Genomic DNA, 18,996 nt, shown 5'->3' with positions numbered 1-18,996 from the left:
GGGTCAGTGCTCCTGGTCCTCCGGCTTGCGGATGAAGAAGGCCAGCACGACCGGCGCGAGCGCGATGCAGGCCGCGACGAGGAACGCGGCGCGGGCGCCGGGCTCGCCCGCCGTCGACGCGTCGAGCCCCGCCTGCTCGCCCGCGTGCAGGAAGGACGAGTAGATCGAGATGAGCAGCGCGGTGCCCGCCGCGCCCGCCACCTGCTGCAGCGTGTTGAGGGCCGCGGAGCCGTGCGAGTACAGGCGCCGCTCCAGCGAGCCGAGGGACGCGGAGAACAGCGGCGTGAACGACGCGGCGAGGCCGAGCGACATCACCATCTGCACGGCCACGAGGAAGATCGTCGGCGTGTGCGCCCCGACGGTCGAGTACGTGAACATCGCGGCGGCGATCATGATCGTGCCCGGCACGAGCAGGGTCTTCGGACCGCGCGCATCGTAGATCCGGCCCATCACGGGACCGAGGAGGCCCATGAGGATCGAGCCGGGCAGCAGCACGAGACCCGCCTCGGTCGCCTCGAGCCCCGCGACGTTCTGCAGGTAGAGCGGCAGGAGCGAGAAGGTGCCGAACATCGCCAGCGCCACGACCGCCATGATGACGACCGCGACGACGAAGTTGCGCGACCGGAAGACCCGCAGATCCAGCAGCGCGTCGTCCTTCTTCTGCAGCGCGATCTGCCGCCACACGAACAGCGCCAGGAACACGGCGCCCCCGACGATGATGATCCAGGGGAGGGCGGCGGACCCCGCAGGGGCGTCTCCGCCGTGTCCTCCGCCGAGCTGGCTGAGCCCGAACACGATCCCGCCGAACGCGAACGCCGACAGGATGATCGAGAGCACGTCGATCGGCGCGTGGGTCGTCTCGCCGAGGTTCGTCATCCACCGCGCGCCGATCGCGAGCGCGACGACCGCGATGGGCAGCACGATGCCGAACAGCCAGCGCCAGCCGAGGGAGTCGAGCACGATCCCCGACATGGTCGGGCCGATCGCGGGCGCGAGCGACATGACGAGGCCCACGCGGCCCATCATGCGGCCGCGCGAGTGCGCGGGCACGACGTTCATCATGGTCGTCATGAGCAGCGGCATCATGATGCCCGTGCCCGCGGCCTGCACGACGCGGCCGACGAGCAGCAGCAGGAAGCCGGGGGAGACGAGGCAGATCGCCGTGCCGAGCGAGAAGAGCGTGATCGCGGCGAGGAAGACCTGTCGCGTCGTGAACCGCTGCAGCAGGAAGCCGGTCGTGGGGATCACGACCGCCATGGTCAGCATGAACGCGCTCGTGAGCCACTGCCCCTGCTCGGGCGGGATGCCGAGGGACTCGTTGAGCGCGGGGATGGCGATCGCCATCGTCGTCTCGTTGAGGATCGCCACGAACGCGGCGATGAGCAGCAGCCAGATCACCCGCATCCCGGCGGGGTCGATCGCATCGTGGGGCGCGGGCTGCGCGCGCGTGGTTCCGGTGTCGGTCGTCACAGAGGTCTCCGAGGAAGAGGAGGCGAGACCGCCTCGGGCAGGAGCTCTCAGACGGCTCCTCGCAGGCGGACGTTCCAGCATAACCGCGGCGGCACCGGGGAGATTCCCCTCTGCGGGATATTCTCCGGAAGGCCGTGCGCCGTCCGGTCAGCCGTGCCCGACGGGACCCCTGTCCGCGAGCTCCACCTCCGCGTCCCAGCGGAACAGACGCGCGGGGCGGTGCGCGCCGGTGCGGAACGCGTCGGTCGGCACGAGCGCCTCGGATCCCTCGATCAGGCGGCGGAAGTTCGACGGATCGAGGCGGCGGCCGAGCACCGTCTCGTACACCGCGCGGAGCTCGGCGAGGGTGAACTCGTCCGGCAGGAGACCCGCGGCGATCCGGCTGTACCCGACCTTGTTGCGCAGCCGCCAGATCGCGTAGTCGACGAGGAGGCGATGATCGAAGGCGAGGTCAGGCAGGTCGTCGACCGCGAACCACTCGACGTTCTCGGGGGCGCCCGCCGCGGACCGCTGGGCCTCGACGAGGTCGCTGCGCAGCAGAGCCCAGTACACGATCGACACGACCCGGCCGGGGGAGCGATCGATCTCGCCGAACGTGTAGAGCTGCTCGAGCCAGCTCGGGGAGAGACCCGTCGTCTCCGCGAGCGTGCGGGAGGCGGCGTCGCGCAGATCCTCGTCCGTCGCCAGCCAGCCCCCTGGCACGGCCCACTGGCCCCGGTGCGGCTCGCGCGTGCGGCGCACGAGCGGGATCGTCAGGACATCGCCGTCGTCGCCGGATCGGAGGGAGAAGATCACGGTCGACACGGCCACGCGGATCGCATCGTCGTGGGCGGGCTGCACGTGACGACACTATCGAGCGATCGCGCCGAGGCCGGAGAGCGCCGCGCCTTCGGGGGGTACGCTGTCCTCACAACCGCATAAGGCCCCACGATCCGCGCGGGAGAGCACCGGGCGCAGCCCGGTCACCGAAGGAGCAAGCCTCCCCGCCAATCTCTCAGGTGCACATACCGCGCCGGATCGGGCCGCTCTGGAAAGCGCCGCCTCGCGCGGCCGCCGACGGTGAAAGGCGCGAGGACGCGTCGAAGCTCTCAGGCCCATGACAGAGGGGGAGTTCTCGCCACGAGCGTGGCATCCGACGAACGGAAGAGAGCTCCCGATGACCTCACCGACCCCTCCCCGCGAGACGCCGCTCGCCGCCGAGCACGCCGCGCTGGGGGCCGTGTTCACCGACTTCGGCGGATGGCGCATGCCGGTGCGCTACACCTCCGACCTCGCCGAGCATCGCGCTGTGCGCGAGGCCGCCGGCCTGTTCGACGTCTCGCACATGGCCGAGTTCCTCGTCACGGGGGCCGGCGCGGGCGCGTTCCTCGACCGCGCGCTCGCCGGGCGCCTGTCGGCGATGACGGTCGGACGGGCGAAGTACACCATGCTCCTCGACGAGAGCGGGGGCGTCCTCGACGACCTCATCGCGTACCGGCTCGCGGACGACCGCTTCCTCATCGTCGCCAACGCCGCCCACCGCGACGTCGTCGGCGCGGCGCTCGCCGAGCGCGCGTCCGGACCGGCCGCGCGGCCTCGCGCCGGAGAGGACGGATCGTTCGCCGTCGTCGTCGGGCAGCCGGAGGCCGAGGTGGAGGACGTGTCGGACGCCTACGCGCTCCTCGCCCTGCAGGGACCCGCATCCGTGCGGATCCTCGCGTCCGTCGCGGGGCTGACCGAGGCGTCGCAGCCGCCCGCCGAGCTGCGCGGCTACGCCTGGACGGACGCGCTCTACGACGGGGCGCCGGCGATCGTGGCCCGCACCGGGTACACGGGAGAGGACGGCTTCGAGCTGCTCGTCCCCGCCGATCGGGCGGTCGCGCTCTGGCGGGAGCTGCTCGCGGCGGGCGAGCCGCACGGTCTCGCTCCGGCCGGCCTCGCCGCCCGCGACACGCTGCGCCTCGAGGCCGGCATGCCGCTCTGCGGACACGAGCTCACCCGCGACACGACCCCGGCGCAGGCGGGGCTCGGACGGATCATCCCGTCGGACAAGACCGGATTCGTCGGGGAGGCGGCGCTCGCCGCGCGCCCGGAGGCCCGCGTGCTCGTCGGCCTCGCGAGCGAGGGGCGCCGCGCCGGCCGCGCCGGATATCCGGTGCGCCGCGGCGACCGCGTCGTCGGAGAGGTGACGAGCGGCGCGCTCAGCCCCACCCTCGGACACCCCATCGCGATGGCCTACGTGGACCCCGACGTCCGCGACGCCGACGACCTCGCCATCGAGGTGCGCGGCACCCTCGTCCCCGCCGCCCCGACGGCGCTTCCCTTCTACCACCGGAGCCAGAGATGACCGACCTCACCGCCCTTTCGTACACGTCCGAGCACGAGTGGATCTCCGTCGACGGGGACATCGTGACGATCGGCGTCACCGACCACGCCGCCGAGCAGCTCGGCGACGTCGTCTTCGTCGACCTCCCCGCCGTCGGCGCCGCCCTCTCGCGAGACCAGGTGATGGGGGAGATCGAGTCGACCAAGTCGGTCTCCGAGCTCTACGCCCCCGTCGACGGCGAGGTCGTCGCCGTGAACGACGCCGTCGACGCCGACCCGAGCGTCGTGAACGCCGACCCGTTCGGCGACGGCTGGCTCGTCCGCGCGCGCGTCGCGGCGGCGCCCTCCGGGCTCCTCGACCGCGCCGCCTACGTGCGCCTGACGGGAGGAGAGGCGTGACCGGAGGATTCGCCGCGCGCCACATCGGAACCGACCGGGCGGCGCGCGAGCGCATGATCCGCGCCATCGGGCTCGACGCGGAGGGCGATCCCGCTGCGGCCGTCGCCGACGCCGCGATCCCGTCGGCGATCCGCGGGGATCGGCAGACGGGCGCCGTGCCGGAGGAGGGCGCCTCCGAGGCGGAGGCGCTCGCCGAGCTGCGGGCGCTCGCGGCGCGGAACGCCGTGCGGACGCCGATGATCGGCCTCGGATACAGCGACGCCCTCACGCCCTCGGTGATCCTGCGGGGCGTCTTCGAGAACCCGTCCTGGTACACGGCGTACACCCCGTACCAGCCCGAGATCTCCCAGGGACGGCTCGAGGCCCTGCTGAACTTCCAGACCATGACGGCGGACCTCGCGGGGCTGCCGATCGCGAACGCGTCGATGCTCGACGAGGCGACGGCCGTCGTCGAGGCGATGCTCCTCGCGCGGCGCGCGGTGCGGGGCTCGACCGCGACCCGGTTCGTCGTCGACGCCGACGCGCTTCCCCAGACGAAGGCCGTGCTGCGCACGCGCGCCGAGGCGGTCGGCGTCGAGCTGGTCGAGACCGACCTCGCCGCGGGCGACGAGATCCCGGAGGGGGTCTTCGGCGTGCTCGCGCAGTACCCCGGCGCGTCGGGGCGGGTCTGGGACCCCGAGCCCGCGATCGCGGCCGCGCACGCGGCGGGCGCGCAGGCGGTCGTCGCCGCCGATCCCCTCGCGCTCGTGCTCCTGCGCTCTCCCGGCGAGATGGGGGCGGACATCGTCGTCGGATCCACGCAGCGCTTCGGCGTGCCCCTGGGCTTCGGCGGCCCCCACGCCGGGTTCATGGCCGTGCGCTCGGGCCTCGAGCGCCAGCTGCCGGGACGCCTCGTCGGCGTCTCCCGCGACGCGGACGGGAACGTCGCCCACCGGCTCGCCCTGCAGACCCGCGAGCAGCACATCCGCCGGGAGAAGGCGACGAGCAACATCTGCACCGCGCAGGTGCTCCTCGCCGTGATGGCCGCGATGTACGCCGTGTTCCACGGGCCAGACGGGCTGAGGCGGATCGCCTCCCGCGTCGCCTCCCGCGCCGCCTCCCTGCGCGACGCGCTCGCCGCGTCGGGCGCCGAGGTCGTCTGCGACGCCTTCTTCGACACGGTCCGCGTGCGCGTGCCCGGACGCGCCGTGGAGATCGTGGCCGACGCGCGCGAGCGCGGCGTGCTGCTGCTGGCCGCGGACGACGACACGGTGGGCGTCTCCGTGGGCGAGGCGACGACCGACGCCGACCTCCGCGCGGTCAGGGAGGCGTTCGGCGCCGCGGGCGACGCGGGCGACGAGGCGGCGCCCGCGATCCCCGCGGCGCTCCTGCGCGACGACGAGATCCTCGCGCACCCCGTGTTCCACGCGCACCGCTCGGAGACGGCGATGATGCGGTACCTCCGTCGTCTCGCCGACCGCGACTACGCGCTCGATCGCGGCATGATCCCGCTCGGGTCGTGCACCATGAAGCTCAACCCGGCGAGCGCCATGCAGGCCGTCTCCTGGCCGGAGTTCGCGCGGATCCACCCGTTCGCGCCCCGCGACGACGTCGACGGCTTCCTCGCGCTGATCGCCCAGCTGGAGAGCTGGCTCGCCGACCTCACGGGCTACGACGCCGTGTCGCTGCAGCCGAACGCGGGATCCCAGGGAGAGCTCGCGGGGCTCCTCGCGATCCGCGGGTTCCATCGCTCGCGCGGCGACGCGGACCGCGACGTGTGCCTCATCCCCGCCTCGGCGCACGGGACCAACGCGGCGTCCGCGGTGCTCGCTGGGATGCGCGTCGTGGTGGTCGCGTGCGACGCGCAGGGCGACGTCGACCTCTCCGATCTGGAGGCGAAGATCGCGGAGCACGGGCCGCGCCTGGCGGCGCTCATGATCACCTATCCGTCGACCCACGGCGTGTACGAGGAGGGCGTGCTCGACATCACGGCAGCCGTGCACGCGGCCGGCGGGCAGGTGTACATCGACGGCGCGAACCTCAACGCGCTCGTCGGCCACACCCGCTTCGGCGATCTCGGCGGCGACGTCTCGCACCTCAACCTGCACAAGACGTTCGCCATCCCGCACGGGGGAGGGGGACCGGGCGTGGGCCCCGTCGCCGCGAAGGCGCACCTCGCGCCCTTCCTGCCCTCGCACGACCAGGCGCAGGAGCCCCGAGCCGGCATCGGACCCGTCTCCGCGGCCCCCTACGGATCGCCGAGCATCCTGCCCATCACCTGGGCGTACATCCGGATGCTCGGCAGGGGCGGCCTGCGGGAGGCGACGGATGCGGCCGTGCTCGCGGCGAACTACCTCGCCGCGCGCCTCGCGCCCGCCTATCCGATCCTCTACACGGGGCGGTCGGGACGCGTCGCGCACGAGTGCATCGTCGACCTGCGCCCGCTGCGCGCGGAGACGGGCATCATGGTCGACGACGTCGCGAAGCGCCTCGTCGACTACGGCTTCCACGCTCCGACGATGTCGTTCCCCGTCGCCGGGACGCTGATGGTCGAGCCGACCGAGTCGGAGGACCTCCCGGAGCTCGACCGGTTCGCCGACGCGATGCTCGCGATCCGGGAGGAGGCGGACCGCGTCGGCCGCGGCGAATGGCCCGCCGACGACAACCCCCTCGTGAACGCGCCGCACACGGCCGCGTCGATCGCGACGGACGCGTGGGCGCACCCGTACTCGCGCGAGACCGCCGTGTTCCCCGCGGGACGCGAGGGGAAGTACTGGCCGCCCGTGCGGAGAGTGGATCAGGCGCACGGAGACCGCAACCTCGTGTGCTCCTGTCCCGACCCTCGCGCGTTCGCCTCCTGAGCGCCGGGCGGGCGCCGCGGGGGACGGCGTCCGCCCGATACGCTCGTGCCGTGACGATCTCGATCCGCCCCCTCGCCGATGCCGACGTCGAGAGCGCGGTGGCGCTCTGGGAGCGGCGCGGGCTGACGCGGCCGTGGAACGACCCGCGCGCGGACATCCGCCGCGCCAGGGAGACGTGGCCGGACCTGCTGCTCGTCGCCGACGAGGAGGGCGAGCTGGTCGGCACGGTCATGGCGGGCTACGACGGCCACCGCGGATGGATGTCCTACCTGGCGAGCACGCGCGGCGGCGCGGGGATCGGCCGGGGGCTCGTGCGCGAGGCCGAGCGGAGGCTCGAGGCGCTGGGATGCCCGAAGGTGATGCTCATGGTGCGCGAGGGCAACGAGGGCGTCCTCGACTGGTACGCCGATCTCGGGTACGGGCGCGAGACCGTCGTCGTCGCGGGCCGCCGCCTCATCGCCGACGCCTGAGCCGGGTCAGCGCCCTGCCGCGTGGAGGGCGGGCACGATGCGGTCGACCATGAGCGGGGCGAACTCCGGGCCGAGGGGCGCCGTGTCGTCGACCCAGCGGATCTCCTCGATCTCCGCCGCCGGGGCGACGCGGTCGACGGGCGGGTGCGTGAACACGGTGCCGCGCACCGCGTAGCCGCCCTCGTTAGCGGCCGGCGCCTCGAAGGTTCCGAGCGGCAGCAGCGCGGACGCGTCGAGGTCGACGCCGAGCTCCTCGCGGATCTCGCGCACCGCGGCCTCGACGGCCGTCTCGCCGGGCTCGGGCTTGCCGCCCGGCTGCATGAACATCGTCGTGCCGCGCTTGCGGACGCTGAGGATCCGCCCCGTCGTCGGATGGCGGAGCACGACGGCGCTCACGTGGATGACGCGGTTCTCGTGGTCGATCATCGTGCGAACCTCACGGACCCCGCGTGCTCGCGCGCCACCGTGATCCGCTCCCGCATCTCCGCGTCGACGCCCGCGGCCTCGAGCGCGTGGGCGGGGCACCACCAGGCGCGCGTGTTCTCGCCGTCGGCGGGGTGGGGCTCGCCCTCGGTGGCACGGCAGCGCACGACGATGTCGAGGTACTGCGCGCGGTCGCCGTTGGCGTGCACCATCGGGGGCGTCGCGTGGATCCACGCGATCTCCTCGGCCTCCGCGACGATGCCCGCCTCCTCGCGGACCTCGCGGAGCGCCGCGACGGCCGGCTCCTCGCCGGGGTCGACGATGCCGGTGACGGGGGTGACGCGGCCGTTGTCGGCCCGTTCGACGAGCAGCACGTCGTCGCCGCGCACGACGACGGCGGTCACGCCGATCATCCACAGCGGATCGTGCCCGATCCGCTCTCTCAGACGCAGGACGAAGTCGGGTGTCGGCATGGGGATCAGCCTACGTCGCGCGGGGAGGCGGGGCGTCAGGGGAGGAACGGCGCGGCGAGGGGGTAGCCCACGAACGCGATCGCGTCGATGAGGGCATGCGCGATCACGAGCGGCATGACGCGGCGCGTGCGGAGGAAGACGAGGCCGAAAACGATGCCCATCACGACGTTGCCCGCCGCCATCGCCGGTCCCTGGTACAGGTGGTACAGGCCGCGCAGCAGCGCGATGCCCGCGAGGATCCGCCACGGCGACCACGCGAGCTGCTCGAGGCGCGTCACGAGGTACCCGTTGAGGATGACCTCCTCGAGGAGGCCCGCTCGGAGGGCCGAGAGGAGCAGCAGCGGGATCATCCAGCTGGGGACGGCGGCTGCCGCCTCGACCTGCACCGTGAGCCCCAGCACGCGGCTGCCGGCATACAGCGCCAGCCCGGGGATCCCGATGCCGGCGACGAGCAGCACGGCGACGCCGAGGTCCCTCCCGAACCCGCGGAGGTCGAGTCCGATCCGCCGCAGGGCGCTGCGTCCCGGCTCCCAGAGGAGGTACACGACGAGGGCGACGAGGCACAGGTCGAAGAAGACGTTCGCGACGCGGAAGACCGCGTCCCACGCGGCCGCGTCGGCGCGCACGGGGTTCAGCGCGGCGGTCTGGTCGGCGAGCCGCTCCTCCCGCGTCAGCGCGCGGGCGAACTGCAGCACGGACAGGACCGCCTGCTTGCCGATCGAGAGGAAGAGGACGATGCCCACCTCCCACGCGAGGCGCACGCGCAGCTCGCGGGGCACGGGGGAGGGGGAGGCTGGGCTGGTCACGGGAGACAGCGTGCCACAGCGTTATCGGAGAGGCATCGCAGAATGCCCGTGTTCTCCGCCATGCGTCGGGGAAGAGGCGGATCGCACGCGCGGGCGCGTGGTGCCTCGTCCGCTCACCGCAGATGCGGTCCCTGCGGACGCGATTCCCCCTCTCAAGGAGAAACACGTGAAGCGAAACAAGATCGCTCTGGCCGGCGTCGGCCTGCTCGGCGTCGGCGCGCTCGTCCTCGCCGGCTGCAGGAGCGACGGCGGCGGAGAAGGCGGCAGCGCGGGCGGCGACGGAGCCGCGGGCGACGGCGTCATCCGCGTCAACGGCACCGAGCCGCAGAACCCCCTCATCCCGACGAACACGAACGAGGTCGGCGGCGGCAAGATCGTCGACAGCCTCTTCGCGGGCCTCGTCTCGTACGACGCCTCGGGTGCGGCCGTCAACGACGTGGCCGAGGAGATCACGGTCGACTCGCCGACCGAGCTGACGGTCAAGATCCGCGAGGGCCTGACCTTCACCGACGGCGAGGAGGTCACGGCAGATAACTTCATCAAGGCCTGGAACTACGGCGCCGCGCTCGACAACGCGCACCTCTCCAGCTACTTCTTCGAGGACATCGAGGGCTTCAGGGGGGACGAGAACGTCGAGGAGCTCTCGGGCCTCGAGCAGGTCGACGACTACCCGTTCACGATCACGCTCAACAAGCCGGCCTCCGACTTCGCGCAGCGCCTCGGCTACTCGGCCTCCTACCCGCTGCCCGACGCAGCGTTCGAGGACACGGACGCGTTCGGCCAGAACCCGGTCGGCAACGGCCTCGACATCCTCGACAACATCCCGGAGACGCAGCTCGCGAGCTTCGAGTCGGAGTTCGAGGGCCGGGCCATCAACCAGCCCGCCGCGCTGAACCAGACCATCACCATCCCGGAGCGCCTCGAGCACTTCTCGGGCGAGGAGGGCGACCTGCGTCGCCAGGCGATCTCGATGGCGATCGACCGCGACGAGATCGCGGAGGTCATCTTCGAGGGCACCCGCAGCTCGATGACCGACTTCACGTCGCCCGTCGTCGACGGGTTCACGGAGGACGTCCCGGGCAACGAGGTCCTGCAGTTCGACCCCGAGAAGGCCGCCGAGCTGTGGGCAGAGGCCGACGCCATCAGCCCCTTCGATGGCACCTTCGAGATCGGCTACCACTCCGACTCGAGCCACCAGGGCTGGGTCGACGCCGTCGCCAACCAGCTCGTGAACAACCTCGACATCGACGCGGCCGGCGCGCCGTACCCGACGTTCCAGGAGTTCCGCAACGAGATCACGAGCTGCCAGATCGAGTCGGCGTTCCGCACGGGATGGCAGGCCGACTACCCGGGTCTGTACAACTTCCTCGGCCCGCTCTACGCGACGGGCGCCGGATCGAACGACGGCGACTACTCGTCGGAGGACTTCGACTCGCTGCTCGCGGACGGCATCTCGTCGACCGACGCCGACGAGGCGAACGAGCTCTTCACGCAGGCGCAGAGCGTGCTGCTGGAGGATCTCCGCGTCATCCCGCTGTGGTACCAGCAGACGACCGGCGCGCACAGCGAGAACGTCGACAACGTCGAGTTCGGCTGGAACTCGGTTCCCCTCTACCACGAGGTCACGAAGGGCTGACGCCCGCGCGACCTCATCCGGGGGGCGGTGGCTTCGCGCCACCGCCTCCGCTGACACGTCAAGAAGAGGAAGGACCGCAAGGATGGTCGCTTACATCCTCCGAAGAGTGCTGCAGGTGATCCCTGTGTTCTTCGGGGCGACGCTGCTGATCTACTTCATGGTGTTCGCGATGCCGGGAGATCCCGTCGTCGCGATGTTCGGAGAGAAGACGCCGAGGCCGGAACAGGTCGAGGCGCTTCGCCAGCAGTACGGCCTCGATCAGCCGTTCATCGTCCAGTACATCACGTACCTGTCCAACGTGTTCCAGGGAGATCCGGGGCAGACGTTCGCGCGGCAGGACATCTCGGACGTGCTCGCCCGCACGTTCCCCCGTCACCCTGCGGCTGGCCGTCATGGCGGTCGCCATCGCGCTCGTGCTCGCGGTCGTCATCGGCACCGTCTCGGCGCTGCGCAAGGGCGGGATCCTCGACAACCTCATGCTCGTCATCGCGCTGATCTTCGTCGCGGTGCCGATCTTCGTCGTCGGCCTGCTCGCGCAGCAGGTGTTCGGCGTGCAGCTCGGGCGGTTCTCGCCGACCGTGGGGGCCCACGCCGGGTGGGGCAACCTCTGGCTGCCCGCCATCACGCTCGCGATCAGCATCTACGCCGCGAGCATGCGCCTCACGCGCTCGTCCACGATCGAGACGCTCGGTCAGGACGGGGTGCGCACCGCGTACGCGAAGGGCCTGCCCCGTCGCCGCGTGCTGCCCGTGCACGTCATGCGCAACTCTCTCATCCCGACCGTCACCGACATGGGCACCCAGTTCGGCGTGCTCATGGTCGGCGCGACCGTCACCGAGGCGATCTTCAACGTGCCCGGCGTCGGGAACACGCTCTACCAGGCGATCCTGCGCGGCGACAACCAGACCGTGGTGTCGTTCGTGACGGTGTTCGTGATCCTGTACGTCTTCGTCAACCTCGCCATCGACCTGCTCTACGGTGTGCTCGACCCGAGGATCCGCTATGTCACGTGATGCGCAGAAGAACGCGCACGACGTCGCGCCCGTCGAGACGACCACGGTCGTCGTCGACGAGGTCCGCGTCTCCGAGAAGCGCAGCACGCTGTGGCTCGACGCCTGGCGGGATCTGCGCAAGCGCCCGCTGTTCTGGATCTCGCTCGCGCTCGTCGCCGTGTTCGCGCTGTTGGCCGCCTGGCCAGGGCTGTTCACGCCCGTGGCCCCGGCGGCGGGCTGCCAGCTGGGCAGCAGCAACGCGGGCCCCGCGCCCGGGCACCCGCTCGGCTTCACCCGCCAGGGCTGCGACGTGTGGGCGCGCATCGCGTGGGGCGCGCGCACCTCGATCATGGTCGGGCTCCTCGCGACCGTGATCAGCACGGTGCTCGGCGTCGTGATGGGCACGATCGCGGCCTTCTACGGCGGCTGGGTCGACTCGCTGCTCTCGCGCGTCGGCGACATCTTCTTCACGATCCCCTACATCATCGCGGGCATCGTGGTGATGTCGGTCATGCCGGTGAAGAACGAGTTCATCCTCGCCTTCGCGATCGGCGGCTTCGCCTGGGCGTCCACGGCGCGCATCGTGCGCGCCGAGGTGCTGCGGGTGAAGCAGTCCGACTACGTGATCGCGTCGATCGCGCTCGGCATGAGCCGGTTCCGCACGCTCGTCGTGCACGTGCTGCCGAACGCCCTCACTCCCGTGACCGTCGTCGCGACGATCACGCTCGGCCACTCGATCGTCGCCGAGGCGACCCTCTCGTGGCTCGGCATCGGCCTGCCGCACCCCACGATCTCGTGGGGAGCGGACATCAGCGAGGCGCAGACGGCGATCCACACGGCGCCCGGCTCGCTCATCTGGCCGTCGCTCGCGCTCGGCCTCACGGTGCTCGCCTTCATCACCCTCGGCGAGCTCCTGCGCGACGCGCTCGACCCGAAGGCGAGGGCCCAGCGATGACCACGGAACGGAAGAGCATGGCCCAGCCCCTCGTCAGCGTGCGCGGCCTGCGCATCTCGTTCGGAACGGGGAAGAAGCAGCGCGAGGTCGTGCACGGCGTCGACCTCGACATCTTCCCCGGCGAGTCGGTGGCGATCGTCGGCGAGTCCGGATCCGGCAAGTCGACGACAGCCTCGGCGATCATCGACCTCCTGCCCGGCACGGGCGAGGTGACGGGCGGGTCGATCACGTTCGAGGGGCGCGAGCTGACCACGGCCACGCCCGCGGAGATGGCGAACATCCGCGGTCGCCAGATCGGCTACGTGCCCCAGGACCCGATGTCGAACCTCACCCCCGTGTGGTCGATCGGCTTCCACGTCAAGGAGACGATCCGGGCGAACGGCCTCGCGACGGGGCGGAAGGACGTCGAGCGCCTCGCGATCGAGGTCCTGCAGAACGCGGGGCTCGCGGACGCCGAGCGGTGCCTGCACCAGTTCCCGCATCAGTTCTCGGGCGGCATGCGCCAGCGCACGCTCATCGGCATCGGCCTCGCCGCCGATCCGCAGCTGCTCATCGCCGACGAGCCGACGAGCGCGCTCGACGTGACGGTGCAGAGGGTCATCCTCGACCACCTCGCGAGCCGCATCTGCGAGGGCGGCACGTCGATGCTGCTCATCACGCACGACCTCGGCCTCGCGGCCGACCGGGCCGACCGGATCGTCGTCATGAACCAGGGCGAGATCGTCGAGTCCGGTCCGAGCCGCGAGATCCTCCAGAACCCCCGGCACCCGTACACGCGGCGCCTCGTCGCGGCGGCCCCCAGCCTCGCGTCGCAGCGCATCCAGGTGCAGGCGGTCGAGGAGGCGCTCGAGACGACGACCGAGGTGCTGAGCGAGGCCGCGCCCGTCGTCGAGGTCCGCGGCCTCGTGAAGGAGTACCGCATCCGCCGGGGCGGGTTCCGCAGCGAGCCGTTCCGCGCGGTCGACGACGTGTCGTTCCAGATCCCGAAGGGGAGCACCCTCGTGCTCGTCGGGGAGTCCGGATCCGGCAAGTCGACGGTCGCGAAGATGGTGCTGCAGCTCGAGAAGCCGACGGGCGGCGAGGTGCTGATCGACGGCGTCGACGTGACGGGCATGTCGCGGCGGGAGCTCTTCGCGCTGCGCGGGCGCATGCAGCCGGTGTTCCAGGACCCGTACGGGTCCCTCGATCCGCTGCGCTCCATCGGCGCCCTCGTCGCGGAGCCGCTGCGCATCCACGGTATGGGCGACCCGGCGGCGCGACGCGCTCGCGTGCTCGAGCTGCTCGATCAGGTGGCGCTGCCGCAGAGCCTCGCCACCCGGTATCCGAACGAGCTCTCGGGCGCCCAGCGTCAGCGCATCGCCATCGCGCGCGCTCTCGCGCTCAAGCCCGACGTCGTCGTGCTCGACGAGGCCGTCTCGGCGCTCGACGTGCTCGTGCAGGACCAGATCCTCAAGCTCCTCACGGAGCTGCAGGAGGAGCTGGGGCTCACGTACCTCTTCATCACCCACGACCTCGCGGTCGTGCGCGTCGCCGCGGACCTCGTGTGCGTGATGGAGAAGGGGCGCATCGTCGAGAAGGGGTCCGTCGACACCGTGTTCGCGAATCCGTCCGAGGAGTACACGCGGCGCCTCCTCGAGGCGATCCCGGGCGCGGATCTCGCGCTCGGGGCCTGAGGGCCTCCGATCCGCTGGGCGTCCTCCCGAAAAGGGGAGGACGCCCAGCGCGCTCTGCATAGGCTGGTGGGCATGCCAGAATCCCTCGTCTTCCGCCAGTCCGCGGGCCGGGTGTGGCTCATCGCGGTGAGCGCCCTGTGCGTCTTCCTGCTCGGCGACGTCGTCGTGCGCGCCGGCTGGTTCGACGCCTTCCTCATCGCGCCGTGGATGCTCCTCGTCATCTGGCTCGTGTGGATCTTCCAGGAGCTGCCGCGGATCGTCGCCGACGAGAAGGGGGTGCGGCTGCAGAACGTGCTGCGCATCGTCGAGATCCCCTGGACGGCCGTCGAGGAGGTGCGCCTGCGCTACCAGACGGAGTTCCGCCTCCGCGACGGCGGGACGGTCACGGCGTGGGGCGGGGCCGGGCGCCGTCTGCACATCACGGTGAAGCGCATGGGGCCCGACCGCGCGGTCGAGCAGGCGGAGCTGCTCTCTGAGCTGCACGAGCGGTCGCGGGGGACGGGCGGCGAGGTCGTCCGCACCTGGGACGTGCGCGCGATCGCCGCGCTCGTCGTCATCGTCATCTGGGCGGGCGGAGCGCTCGCGATCACGGGCGGCCCCGCGGTCGGCTGAGCGGCAGTCTGGGAGAGCGTCTCGGGCGCACGCGTTACGATGGAACGTCCCGGATCCGGGGCGTCCTCCATCTGAAAGGCCGCTCATGGCGCTTGCCCACCGTTCCGATCTCCGCAACGTCGCGATCGTCGCTCACGTCGACCACGGAAAGACCACGCTCGTCGACGCCATGCTGCGGCAGACCGGGTCGTTCGGCGAGCACCAGCACGTGGATGAGCGGGCGATGGACTCGAACGACCTCGAGCGCGAGAAGGGCATCACCATTCTCGCGAAGAACACCGCCATCACCTACAACGGGGCGCACACCGAGTCTCCGATCACGATCAACGTCGTGGACACCCCCGGCCACGCCGACTTCGGCGGCGAGGTCGAGCGCGCGCTGTCCATGGTCGACGGCGTGGTCCTGCTCGTCGACGCCTCGGAGGGCCCGCTGCCGCAGACCCGCTTCGTGCTGCGCAAGGCGCTCGAGGCGAAGCTGCCCGTGATCCTCCTCGTCAACAAGACCGACCGCCCCGACGCGCGCATCGAGGAGGTCGAGGGCGAGGCCCAGGATCTCCTCCTCGGCCTCGCGAGCGACCTGCAGGACGACGTGCCCGACCTCGACGTCGACGCGCTCCTCGACGTGCCCGTCGTGTACGCCTCCGGCCGTGCGGGCGCCGCGAGCACGAACCGCCCCGCCGACGGCGACCTGCCCGACAACGACGACCTCGAGCCACTGTTCGAGGCGATCCTCGAGCACGTCCCCGCGCCGACCTACGACGACGAGGCGCCCCTGCAGGCGTGGGTCACGAACCTCGACTCCTCGTCGTTCCTCGGCCGCCTCGCGCTGCTGCGCGTCTTCAACGGCACGCTGAAGAAGGGCCAGACGGTCGCGTGGGTGCGCCAGGACGGCACGACGCAGAACGCGCGCATCACCGAGCTGCAGATGACGAAGGCGCTGACCCGCTACCCGGCCGAGCAGGCGGGCCCCGGCGACATCGCGGTCATCGCGGGCTTCGAGGACATCATGATCGGCGAGACGATCGCCGACCCCGAGGACGTGCGACCGCTGCCGCTCATCGAGATCGACCAGCCCTCGATCTCGATGACGATCGGCACCAACACCTCGCCGCTCGTCGGCAAGGTCAAGGGCCACAAGCTCACCGCGCGCATGGTGAAGGACCGCCTCGACCGCGAGCTCATCGGCAACATGTCGATCCGCGTGCTCGACATCGGCCAGCCCGACGCGTGGGAGGTGCAGGGCCGCGGCGAGCTGCAGCTCGCGATCCTCGTCGAGAACATGCGCCGCGAGGGCTTCGAGCTGACCGTCGGCAAGCCGCAGGTCGTCACCCGCAAGGACGAGAACGGCAAGCTCCTCGAGCCGTTCGAGAACCTCACGATCGACACCCCCGAGGAGCACCTCGGCGCGATCACGCAGCTCCTCGCCGCCCGCAAGGGCCGCATGGAGGGCATGGTCAACAACGGCACGGGCTGGATCCGCATGGAGTTCGTCGTCCCGTCGCGCGGCCTGATCGGCTTCCGCACCCAGTTCCTGTCCCTCACGCGCGGCACCGGCATCGCGAACTCCCTCGCGGCCGGCTACGGCGAGTGGGCGGGTCAGATCACGGCCCGCCAGGCCGGATCGATCGTCGCCGACCGCGCCGGCGTCGTGACGCCGTTCGCGATGATCGCCCTCCAGGAGCGCATGTCGTTCTTCGTCAAGCCGACGGAGGAGGTCTACGAGGGCATGGTCATCGGAGAGAACTCGCGCGCCGACGACATGGACGTCAACATCACGAAGGAGAAGAAGCTGACGAACATGCGTTCGGCGACGGCCGACTCCTTCGAGTCGCTCACGCCGCCGCGTCAGCTGTCGCTCGAGGAGTCGCTCGAGTTCGCCGCCGACGACGAGTGCGTCGAGGTGACGCCCGAGGTCGTCCGCATCCGCAAGGTCGTCCTCGACCAGACCCTGCGCGCGCGCGAGACCGCCCGCCTCAAGCGCCGGGGCTGAGAACGTGGGCACGGCGGTCGTCGCGCGCGTCGCGGGGTGGGCGCTCGCCCTCGTCGCGGGCGCCGTGTTCGGCACCGCGGGCACCATCACCCACCCGTTCACGGTGGGCGGATGGCTTCCCGCGGGGCTGATCGTCGCGGCGGTCGCCTGCCTCGCCCTGCTCCTCGCGATCCGCCTCCTCGTCGACGACCGCGGCGCGGTCATCTCGGCGGGGCTCGGCATGCTCGCCGCGCTCGCGCTCTTCTCGGGGCGCGGCCCCGGCGGATCCGTCGTCGTCCCGCAGGCGGCGGCGGGGGAGTTCCCGGTCGGCATGGTGTGGATGTTCCTCCTCGCGGGGATCGTGCTGATCGTCGTCGCCTGGCCGGACGCCCGTCGTCTCCGGGCGCTCCGCGCGCCCTCCGAGTAAGGCGCGCCTTCGGGGCGCCCCGAAGGCGCGCGGCGTAGAATGGCGGGTGTGACTTACGTGATCGCCCTTCCCTGCGTGGACGTCAAGGACCGCGCGTGCATCGATGAGTGTCCGGTCGACTGCATCTACGAGGGCGAGCGCAGCCTGTACATCCATCCGGATGAGTGCGTGGACTGCGGGGCGTGCGAGCCGGTGTGCCCGGTCGAGGCGATCTACTACGAGGACGACCTCCCGGACGAGTGGCAGGACTACTACAAGGCCAACGTGGAGTTCTTCGACGATCTCGGATCTCCCGGCGGCGCCGCCAAGATCGGCGTGATCCCGAAGGACCACCCCGTCATCTCCGCGCTTCCCCCGCAGGCGTAGGGCGCGAGATGGGCATCGCCGACCTCGACGACTACCCCTGGGACCAGGTGGAGCCGCTGCGCGAGCGCGCGCATCGCCACCCCGGAGGGCTCTGCGACCTCTCGATCGGATCGCCGGTCGATCCGACGCCGCGCATCGTGCGCGACGCGCTCGTGGAGGCCACGGACGCGCACGCCTACCCGACGACCGCGGGGACCCCTGCGCTGCGCGAGGCGATCGCCTCCTGGTACGCCCGTCGCCGCGGCGTCGAGGGGCTGACGGCCGAGCACGTGCTGCCGACCATCGGCTCGAAGGAGCTGGTCGCGCTGCTGCCGCTGCTGCTCGGCGTGGGCCGGGGGGACGTCGTCGTGCATCCGCGCGCCGCCTACCCCACCTACGAGGTCGGCGCGCGCGTCGTCGACGCGACCCCTGTCGCCGCGGACGACCCCGACGAATGGCCGGAGGGAACCCGGCTGGTCTGGGTGAACAGCCCCGGCAACCCCGACGGCCGGGTGCTCGGCGTCGACGAGCTGCGCGCCGTGGTCGAGCGGGCCCGCGCGATCGGCGCCGTCGTCGCGAGCGACGAGTGCTACGCGGAGCTCGGGTGGGAGGGGCCGTGGCGCGACGAGCGCGTGCCGAGCATCCTCGACCCCCGCGTCGCGGGGGAGAGTCGCTCCGGGCTGCTGAGCGTGTACTCGCTGAGCAAGCAGTCGAACCTCGCCGGCTACCGCGCCGCGTTCGTCGCCGGATGCCGGACGCTCGTGGCGGCCCTGCTGCGGCACCGCAAGCATCTCGGGCTCATGCCGCCGGCCCCCGTGCAGCACGCCATGGCGGTCGCCCTCGGTGACGACGCCCACGTCGACGAGCAGCGCGAGCGGTACCGCGCCCGGCGCGACGTCCTGAAGCCCGCCCTCGAGGCGGCCGGGTTCCGCATCGACCGCAGCGAGGCGGGCCTGTACCTCTGGGCGACGGAGGGGCGGAGCGCCTGGGAGTCCATGGAGCGCCTGGCCGACCTCGGCATCCTCGCCGGCCCCGGCGTCTTCTACGGGCCGCACTTCCCGCAGCACGTGAGGATCTCGCTCACGGCCACCGACGCGCGCATCGCCGAGGCGGCCTCCCGTCTGCGGGCGGGCGCCTGAGCGTTCGCTCGTTGTGGGATCCCGCGACGTCCGTCGGGGAGATGTTGCGGATTTTCACAGTAG

Annotated in this window: 17 protein-coding genes, 1 pseudogene and 2 riboswitches; of the genes and pseudogenes, 13 read left to right on the top strand and 5 right to left on the bottom strand. The window is 71.7% G+C overall.

Annotated features, from left to right (window positions below):
* Positions 1 to 3 precede the first annotated feature (3 nt).
* Together NHL53_RS04550 and NHL53_RS04545 are read right to left on the bottom strand one after the other, a co-directional pair.
* Complete coding sequence (locus tag NHL53_RS04550; protein ID WP_433775596.1) at positions 4 to 1,470, bottom strand: MDR family MFS transporter; 1,467 nt, start codon at positions 1,468 to 1,470, stop codon at positions 4 to 6.
* Positions 1,471 to 1,617: 147 nt separating this feature from the next.
* Entirely contained in the window at positions 1,618 to 2,310 is a 693-nt protein-coding gene (locus NHL53_RS04545; protein WP_433775594.1) for an NUDIX hydrolase, read from the bottom strand.
* A gap of 87 nt (positions 2,311 to 2,397) precedes the next feature.
* Positions 2,398 to 2,490, top strand: a riboswitch (glycine riboswitch).
* Positions 2,491 to 2,583: riboswitch (glycine riboswitch) on the top strand.
* Positions 2,584 to 2,626: 43 nt separating this feature from the next.
* Here NHL53_RS04545 and NHL53_RS04540 point away from each other — a divergent pair.
* From NHL53_RS04540 to NHL53_RS04525, 4 genes are read left to right on the top strand one after another with little or no spacing between them, the layout of a single operon-like run.
* Entirely contained in the window at positions 2,627 to 3,796 is a 1,170-nt protein-coding gene (locus tag NHL53_RS04540) for a glycine cleavage system aminomethyltransferase GcvT (RefSeq protein WP_433775591.1), read from the top strand.
* Positions 3,793 to 4,173: a glycine cleavage system protein GcvH gene (gene gcvH / locus NHL53_RS04535; RefSeq protein ID WP_433775589.1), complete on the top strand. Its 381-nt coding sequence runs from the start codon at positions 3,793 to 3,795 to the stop codon at positions 4,171 to 4,173. The genes NHL53_RS04540 and gcvH overlap by 4 nt, the downstream gene beginning before the upstream one ends.
* Entirely contained in the window at positions 4,170 to 7,013 is a 2,844-nt protein-coding gene (gcvP, locus tag NHL53_RS04530) for an aminomethyl-transferring glycine dehydrogenase (RefSeq protein WP_433775587.1), read from the top strand. The genes gcvH and gcvP overlap by 4 nt, the downstream gene beginning before the upstream one ends.
* 50 nt (positions 7,014 to 7,063) lie before the next feature.
* Entirely contained in the window at positions 7,064 to 7,483 is a 420-nt protein-coding gene (locus tag NHL53_RS04525; RefSeq protein ID WP_433775585.1) for a GNAT family acetyltransferase, read from the top strand.
* Between the two features lie 6 nt (positions 7,484 to 7,489).
* Here the strand turns inward: NHL53_RS04525 and NHL53_RS04520 are convergent, their stop codons facing one another.
* From NHL53_RS04520 to NHL53_RS04510, 3 genes are read right to left on the bottom strand one after another with little or no spacing between them, the layout of a single operon-like run.
* The gene (locus tag NHL53_RS04520) at positions 7,490 to 7,909 is read right to left on the bottom strand and encodes an NUDIX hydrolase (protein WP_433775583.1); all 420 of its coding nucleotides are present in this window, start codon (positions 7,907 to 7,909) and stop codon (positions 7,490 to 7,492) included.
* Positions 7,906 to 8,379 carry an NUDIX hydrolase gene (locus NHL53_RS04515; RefSeq protein ID WP_433775581.1) on the bottom strand — a complete coding sequence of 158 codons (474 nt, stop codon included), beginning with the start codon at positions 8,377 to 8,379 and terminating at the stop codon, positions 7,906 to 7,908. Before NHL53_RS04515 ends, NHL53_RS04520 begins: the two co-directional genes overlap by 4 nt.
* A 35-nt stretch (positions 8,380 to 8,414) precedes the next feature.
* Entirely contained in the window at positions 8,415 to 9,185 is a 771-nt protein-coding gene (locus NHL53_RS04510) for a CPBP family intramembrane glutamic endopeptidase (protein WP_433775579.1), read from the bottom strand.
* Between the two features lie 166 nt (positions 9,186 to 9,351).
* On the opposite strand from NHL53_RS04510, the gene NHL53_RS04505 reads away from it, so the two are divergent.
* The 9 genes and pseudogenes from NHL53_RS04505 (at position 9,352) to dapC (ending at position 18,933) form a co-directional block, all read left to right on the top strand.
* Positions 9,352 to 10,821: a peptide ABC transporter substrate-binding protein gene (locus tag NHL53_RS04505; protein ID WP_433775577.1), complete on the top strand. Its 1,470-nt coding sequence runs from the start codon at positions 9,352 to 9,354 to the stop codon at positions 10,819 to 10,821.
* Between the two features lie 82 nt (positions 10,822 to 10,903).
* Positions 10,904 to 11,834, top strand: a pseudogene (locus tag NHL53_RS04500) (ABC transporter permease).
* Positions 11,824 to 12,768 carry an ABC transporter permease gene (locus NHL53_RS04495; protein WP_433775575.1) on the top strand — a complete coding sequence of 315 codons (945 nt, stop codon included), beginning with the start codon at positions 11,824 to 11,826 and terminating at the stop codon, positions 12,766 to 12,768. The pseudogene NHL53_RS04500 and the gene NHL53_RS04495 overlap by 11 nt, the downstream one beginning before the upstream one ends.
* Positions 12,765 to 14,441 (top strand): dipeptide ABC transporter ATP-binding protein, encoded by a 1,677-nt coding sequence (locus tag NHL53_RS04490; RefSeq protein WP_433775573.1) that lies wholly within the window; start codon positions 12,765 to 12,767, stop codon positions 14,439 to 14,441. The genes NHL53_RS04495 and NHL53_RS04490 overlap by 4 nt, the downstream gene beginning before the upstream one ends.
* A gap of 72 nt (positions 14,442 to 14,513) precedes the next feature.
* A complete protein-coding gene (locus NHL53_RS04485; protein WP_433775571.1) occupies positions 14,514 to 15,053 on the top strand; it encodes a PH domain-containing protein in 540 nt (179 codons plus the stop codon).
* An 85-nt stretch (positions 15,054 to 15,138) separates the two neighbouring features.
* Complete coding sequence (gene typA, locus NHL53_RS04480; RefSeq protein ID WP_433775568.1) at positions 15,139 to 17,043, top strand: translational GTPase TypA; 1,905 nt, start codon at positions 15,139 to 15,141, stop codon at positions 17,041 to 17,043.
* A 4-nt stretch (positions 17,044 to 17,047) separates the two neighbouring features.
* Positions 17,048 to 17,449, top strand: coding sequence for a histidinol dehydrogenase (locus NHL53_RS04475; protein WP_433775566.1), 402 nt, complete (start codon positions 17,048 to 17,050; stop codon positions 17,447 to 17,449).
* A 48-nt stretch (positions 17,450 to 17,497) separates the two neighbouring features.
* Positions 17,498 to 17,815: a ferredoxin gene (gene fdxA / locus NHL53_RS04470; RefSeq protein WP_433775564.1), complete on the top strand. Its 318-nt coding sequence runs from the start codon at positions 17,498 to 17,500 to the stop codon at positions 17,813 to 17,815.
* An 8-nt stretch (positions 17,816 to 17,823) separates the two neighbouring features.
* Positions 17,824 to 18,933: a succinyldiaminopimelate transaminase gene (dapC, locus tag NHL53_RS04465; protein ID WP_433775562.1), complete on the top strand. Its 1,110-nt coding sequence runs from the start codon at positions 17,824 to 17,826 to the stop codon at positions 18,931 to 18,933.
* Positions 18,934 to 18,996: the final 63 nt, after the last annotated feature.

The sequence above is a fragment of the Microbacterium sp. gxy059 genome, from assembly GCF_050958665.1.
Classification (GTDB): Bacteria; Actinomycetota; Actinomycetes; order Actinomycetales; family Microbacteriaceae; genus Microbacterium.
Note: the sequence above shows the minus strand (reverse complement) of the source record. Positions and strands in the feature narration are given on the sequence as shown.

Coding starts and splice junctions, on each gene's coding strand:
- NHL53_RS04540 (WP_433775591.1), top strand. CDS start 2,627: ATGACCTCACCGACCCCTCCCCGCGAGACGCCGCTCGCCGCCGAGCAC.
- gcvH (WP_433775589.1), top strand. CDS start 3,793: ATGACCGACCTCACCGCCCTTTCGTACACGTCCGAGCACGAGTGGATC.
- NHL53_RS04520 (WP_433775583.1), bottom strand. CDS start 7,909: ATGATCGACCACGAGAACCGCGTCATCCACGTGAGCGCCGTCGTGCTC.
- NHL53_RS04515 (WP_433775581.1), bottom strand. CDS start 8,379: ATGCCGACACCCGACTTCGTCCTGCGTCTGAGAGAGCGGATCGGGCAC.
- NHL53_RS04495 (WP_433775575.1), top strand. CDS start 11,824: ATGTCACGTGATGCGCAGAAGAACGCGCACGACGTCGCGCCCGTCGAG.
- NHL53_RS04490 (WP_433775573.1), top strand. CDS start 12,765: ATGACCACGGAACGGAAGAGCATGGCCCAGCCCCTCGTCAGCGTGCGC.
- NHL53_RS04485 (WP_433775571.1), top strand. CDS start 14,514: ATGCCAGAATCCCTCGTCTTCCGCCAGTCCGCGGGCCGGGTGTGGCTC.
- typA (WP_433775568.1), top strand. CDS start 15,139: ATGGCGCTTGCCCACCGTTCCGATCTCCGCAACGTCGCGATCGTCGCT.
- dapC (WP_433775562.1), top strand. CDS start 17,824: ATGGGCATCGCCGACCTCGACGACTACCCCTGGGACCAGGTGGAGCCG.